The following is a 5,455-nucleotide window of genomic DNA, read 5'->3' on the forward strand; positions in this document are numbered from 1 at the left end:
CATCCCCACGAAATCCACGGAACGCACCGAGAAGCCTCGCGGTCGCAAGCGCGTCACCGTGTTCGTCATCGCCGGTGTTGCGGTGATCGGTGGCGCGGTGTTCTTCAAGAGCCGCCGACGCGAGCATCCGCCGGTCGCTTCCGCACCCCCTCGCCTCGAGGAGAACTCGGCCGAGAAGACCGCTTAGTCGAGATACGAAAAGCCCCGGAACAGATTGTGTTCCGGGGCTTTTCGATGTTCACGTTCAGCAGTTGGACGGTGCCGGGACGTTGTTGAAGCGATCGATCATGTATCCGATGGATTCGGGGGTACCCACCAGGTACGGCGTCGCGTGATTGATTGCCAGTCCCGGAATGATCGGGGGCAGTTCGTTGACGGAGAACTGCACCGTCGCACCCTCGCCGCACCAGTCTCGCGCCAGTTGCTGTCCCTGACCGAACGGAACGATGTCGTCGGAGCGGCCATGCTGAATGAGCACGGGCGACTCCGGCGTCAGCTTGCCGATCTTCTGCTCGTCGAGGATTGCCTGCGCCATGGGTAGACGCGCCAGAACCGCGGAGAGTGATTCACCGGAATTGGTGAAGCTCGACGACTGCTGGAAGCCGAACTGCAATCCACTTTCGGCGACGCACTGGTTCTTGGTGGCGGCCAACATCTGTCGGCCGCGATCGTTGATCTCGGCGTCGAGCAGCGGCTGAACCTCGGGGTACTGGGCAAGGATCCCGTTGAGCGCGTATCCGATCACTCCGGTGAGGAACGTGCCGTCGACCTGCTGCAGCGTCGCCGCCAGATCGGCGGGCGGTGCACCTGCGTAGGTGCCCTTGAGATCAAGCTCAGGAGCATACGACGGCTTCAATTCCGTTGCGGCAGCAGCAGCTCCACCACCTTGCGAGTAACCCCACAGTCCGACGGGGCCGTCGGCGGGAATGCTCGTGTTCGGGAGTTGCTGAGCGGCTCGCACCGAGTCCAGAACGGCGTGCGCTTCGGCTTCACGGTTGACGTAGGTGTGATCGCCCGGAGTTCCGAGGCCCTCGTAATCGGTGACGACGACGGCAATGCCGTTGAGCAGCAACGTGTTCACCCAGATGGACTCGTAGCCGACCATGACGTCCGTCGGGAACTGGTACTCGATACCGGTGTTGAACAGCTTGGATGGTGCGCATTGATCGCCCTGCCCATGCGTTCCTACCGCTGCGGCAACCAGTGGACGCGCCCCCTGCCCGGTCCACGGGTTCGACGGTTCGAGATAGGTGCCCGTCACGGCAACGGGGGCGCCCTTGGCGTCCTCGCTTCGGTACATGATCTTGGTGGCGGTTGCCGGCCACGCACCGTTCGATCCGGGCACGCTCAGCAGCAGTGGTGACGGCTCACTCTTGATGAGATCTCCGTTGGCACCTGCCGGAAGCTCGACCGGCGGCGTGTAGAAATCCGCCGGCCCCGCCGTTGCGGCAGGGGCCGTCACAGCACCCATGACCAGTGCCGCGACGGAGACCCCTGCCGCCCACCATGCTCTGCTCTTCACGTTTCGATCTCCCCACGTTCGCTTGCGCTGTGGCTTGGCACACAGCGAACGCAGAGTAACACATACCTCACGTAACACTTTTTCGTGAGGTTTTCGCCTTAACAGGCTGAATTACAACCGTTTACGACTACTTCGTGGGCTCCAGATTGGTGGTCAGCAGCGCACGAAGCTTGTCGGTATCAGCCGAGGTCCAGGCCTCGGGGTGCAGGATCTTGGCCCACATGTCCGCTGCATCCTCGCCGTAATTGTGACCGTGCCCGGACGGGACGTCAGCCGAGAAGACCATGTCGAGGGTTACCTGCCAGAAGGTCACGAGAGGAACCCATGTCATTCCCGGATCCACGTCGCGACCCAGCGGTTCCTTGAGCCAATCCGGCTTGTTGAGCAGCAGGTCGAAGGACCACCACGTGATCGGGTCGCTGGCGTGCTGCCAGTACACGATGCGATCGTCGTCCCAGTCCGACTTCAGCTCCAGATCTTCCGGATCACCGGCAAACCGAATTGCCTGGCCACCGTCGATCACCGGCAGAATCTCCGGTGAGCCCGAGTCACGACTGTCCGTGATTTCCTGCCACTGAGCAGTGAAGTTGGGGGTTCCGACCCACAGTGCGCCGTCGACGCGCGTCATCATGTCCTGAGCGCCGGCGAATGCGGCCTGGCCACCGTAGGAGCCGAGGCTCTCACCGAAGACAACCAGTTCGGGTCGCGTCTCAACGGGCAAGTCGATCCACTTGGCGTAGACCGCGTTGAACAGCGCGCGGCCGGCGATCATCGGCGTCTCACGGTCGGCGATGAAGGCCAACGGACTCGGAAGGAACGAGTACTGCATCGACGCGATCGCCGTGTCCCCGCCCTCGACGTACTCGAACGCCGACGCGACGTCCTCGTTCACCCAACCGCGGCCGGTGGTCGTGACAACTGCGAGGGTTCCGCGGTCGAATCCGCCGGTGCGCTCCAACTCGTCGACGACCCGCTGTGCGACACCGTTGATCGAGTCCGAGGATTCACGTCCGGCATACACCCGGATCGGTTGCTTCGCTTCACGTCCGGTCAATGCAGAGATCTCGGCTGCAGTGGGACCGCTACCCATGAAGGTGCGACCCTCCTGGCCGAGAGAATCCCAAGCCTCGGCGGACATCGGCGAACCGCTCCGCTCTGCAATCATGGGCTGTTCGATGCCGTCCGGTGTTTCGTGATCCGCACCGGAGAAACTCCAGTTCGCGAATGCGATCAGCCCGTTGTACAGCGCACCGTTCACGATGAAGATGCCGAGGGCGAAGATGACGATCAAGCTGCCGACCTTCGCCGCCTCGAGGGGAACGAACCGTAGTGCGACGGCGGTGAGCTTGTTGGTGGTGAACCGAAGACCACGGCCTGCCTCGAGCAGGATGAACCAGATTCCGAGCGAAATCATCAGCACCAGAAGATAATTCGCTTGATTGGTGCGTGGAGCTTCCACGAGATCGCGAACGATCTGCTGCCACCACGAACCGAGGACCAAGAACGTCGGCACCAGAATGACGGCCGCGACCAACAGGATTCGCCAGCCGATCTTCTTGGTGCGGTCCGACCACTGCGGTTCGACGCCGCACTTGCGGATCATCCAGGCAACCGTCACGCCGACGCCGTATCCCATGGCGAGCGAGATGCCCGTCGCAACGCCCTGCAGGTACCACGCGCGCGGCAACAGGGACGGACTCATCGACCAGGTGAAGAAGACCAGAGCAAAGGCAAGCCCGACCGGGTGCAGCGTCTTGCAATAGAGGCGCAGCCGTTCCCACACACGTTTCATGCCGGAATCGTATGCGCCCCGTGCCCGAATCAGGTCACGAGGCGCACACGCGTCCAGTCTGTTTACGGGGCGAAGCGCAAAATCGCGGCAACTGCGCCGCCGCCCGGAATGTCCTCCGCGCGAACAGCGAGCACCCGCGCACCCGTCAGGAGCGCACGACGAGCGATCTCGTCGACGACCCCGTAGGTGCTTCCGTTGGTCGACTCACCGGTCGTGAGAGCGCCCGTCTGGGGATCGAGACTTCCGGGTACGACGGAATCTATGTCGATGAAAACGGTGTCGACCTGTCCGTACGTCGCGGCTGTTGCCACGTCGGCGACGTCCGTCTGAGTGCGTCCCTGTTCCGTGCGCACATTGAAGGTGTCCCGCACCGCCGCCAGCTGCTCGGCATGGAAGTCGTCGAGCGCCGGACGCGAACCGTCCGCCACTTCCTGCGTCGACAAGGCTTCCGGGTTTCCCTCGACGGTTTTGTCGACCAGGTGGCGGTACGAATTCACGGAGCGATACACCGACGCGATGGGTTCCGCAGCGGCCAGAATCAAGGGGACGTCACGGCCGGCGAGCACACCGCGGACCTCGTGATCGACTGCGCGGGCGTACTGATTGACGCGCAGCTTTCGGCTGTCCGAACCCGAGAGCCGACCCGCCTCGGTGCGACTGTTGATCGACGACTTGCCCGCGTGATCCGCAGCGTTCTTCGGCATTCCCTGAACACGAACCTCGTCGGCCGGTTGATCGGCGGCGATCTCGATCAGTCGCACCGAACCCTCTGCCAGAGCGAGAACAAACGCCGTCTGGGGGAACGTCACCGAACGGAGCAGTGGCTTGAGATGAAACCGATCGCTGACCGTTTCGAGCGCCTGCAGACGGTTGGGGAGGCGGAAGGTCACCAGACGGTCCGGCGTCGCGTACGTGACCAATGAGCGCGACTGGAAGCGCCAGAAATCGTCGTCGTCGTCGAGCTCTGCGTATTCGGCCTCGAACTGCTTGCGCTCGGCCGGATCCTCCACCGATGCGAGTGCCGAGCGGACCTGGTCCTTGAAGGCTATGCGCGCTTTGTCGTAATCCTGCGGCGCATCTTCAGTCGGAGTAACGATGGTGATGCAGGTGGGCCCCTCCACCTCCGCGAGTGCGGCAATTTCACCGTGGCTGGGAATGTCGTTGTGAAGCACTACGAACCTCCTGAAATTGGGTTCTCCTCACGCTACGCCCGGCTGGTTATGACCACTAGACTTTCCGGAGAATTCGGGACGAACGGTCCATAGTGGGCGCGGTTCCGGCCACCCCACTCCGAGCGAACGGCATGTTCATCGCCTTCAGTGCGCCGGAAGTGCCGTTCGCTCAAAAAGGGGGCACACAAGTCGGGCAAGTCGGGCACCGGCCGGGGCGAGCAGAGATCGGGTACATCGGCATACAAAAACACCCTCCCGGATCCCGGGAGGGTGTTTTCTTACTGTGGAGCCTAGGAGATTCGAACTCCTGACATCTGCCTTGCAAAGGCAGCGCTCTACCAACTGAGCTAAGGCCCCGTTCGGTTTTCTGACCGGAGTCAGAGTACCTAGGTTCTATCCTGTTTCCAAATCGTGCCAAACCTTGTCTCCGCGCTGACTTTTGATCAGCTTGGTGACCCCGAGAGCTACCAGAATTCCGGCCCCGACAAGCAGGAAAACCTTCATTCCAGCAACCCTTCTTCGGCACATGGGAGTGGGCCTAGGAGGACTTGAACCTCCGACCTCTTCATTATCAGTAAAGCGCTCTAACCACCTGAGCTATAGGCCCCTGAACCGATTCCAAAGATTACCCCACCGGGCCGCTGACACCAAAACGGGCCCGGCGGAGCAATGTTTTCGCAGGTCAGTCGCGGTCGGCGAGAGTTACCTCTACGCCGCCAACCAGGTCGCTGCAGAGGTTGTAGATGAACGATCCGATCGTGACGAGTGCCGTGAAAAGCACCATGTTCGCGATGCCGATCAGCGCGGCGTAGCCGAACACCTGGCCGGCCGTCACCAGACCGTCCGAGCCGCCGTCGGCAACGATGTCGGTGAACGCGTTGTTCAGGCGATCCCAGACGCCCATGCCGTCGAGAACGACGTAGAGCAGTCCGACGGCCACCATCCACACGAAGAACAGCGACACCGAGA

Annotated in this window: 5 protein-coding genes and 2 tRNA genes; 1 reads left to right on the top strand and 6 read right to left on the bottom strand. The window is 62.2% G+C overall.

What is annotated here, in order from left to right:
• Positions 1-187, top strand: a 187-nt coding sequence (locus A2J01_RS25760) for an LPXTG cell wall anchor domain-containing protein (protein ID WP_156519408.1), incomplete at its 5' end; no start/stop codon positions are given.
• A gap of 57 nt (positions 188-244) precedes the next feature.
• On the opposite strand, the gene A2J01_RS25765 is transcribed toward A2J01_RS25760, so the two are convergent.
• The 6 genes from A2J01_RS25765 to A2J01_RS25790 all read right to left on the bottom strand — a co-directional run.
• Entirely contained in the window at positions 245-1,522 is a 1,278-nt protein-coding gene (locus A2J01_RS25765; protein ID WP_064113886.1) for a lipase family protein, read from the bottom strand.
• A 127-nt stretch (positions 1,523-1,649) separates the two neighbouring features.
• Positions 1,650-3,314: an alpha/beta hydrolase gene (locus A2J01_RS25770; protein WP_007729186.1), complete on the bottom strand. Its 1,665-nt coding sequence runs from the start codon at positions 3,312-3,314 to the stop codon at positions 1,650-1,652.
• A 62-nt stretch (positions 3,315-3,376) separates the two neighbouring features.
• Positions 3,377-4,486 (bottom strand): baeRF11 domain-containing protein, encoded by a 1,110-nt coding sequence (locus A2J01_RS25775; protein ID WP_054828211.1) that lies wholly within the window; start codon positions 4,484-4,486, stop codon positions 3,377-3,379.
• A gap of 284 nt (positions 4,487-4,770) precedes the next feature.
• A tRNA-Ala gene (locus A2J01_RS25780) sits at positions 4,771-4,843 on the bottom strand.
• Positions 4,844-5,019: 176 nt separating this feature from the next.
• Positions 5,020-5,093: transfer RNA gene (locus A2J01_RS25785), tRNA-Ile, on the bottom strand.
• A 75-nt stretch (positions 5,094-5,168) separates the two neighbouring features.
• Positions 5,169-5,455: DUF3566 domain-containing protein (locus A2J01_RS25790; protein WP_197494301.1), on the bottom strand; the 287-nt coding region annotated here is incomplete at its 5' end.

The organism is Rhodococcus sp. EPR-134 (genome assembly GCF_001647205.1).
Taxonomy (GTDB): Bacteria; Actinomycetota; Actinomycetes; order Mycobacteriales; family Mycobacteriaceae; genus Rhodococcus_F; species Rhodococcus_F qingshengii.

Coding starts and splice junctions, on each gene's coding strand:
- A2J01_RS25770 (WP_007729186.1), bottom strand. CDS start 3,314: ATGAAACGTGTGTGGGAACGGCTGCGCCTCTATTGCAAGACGCTGCAC.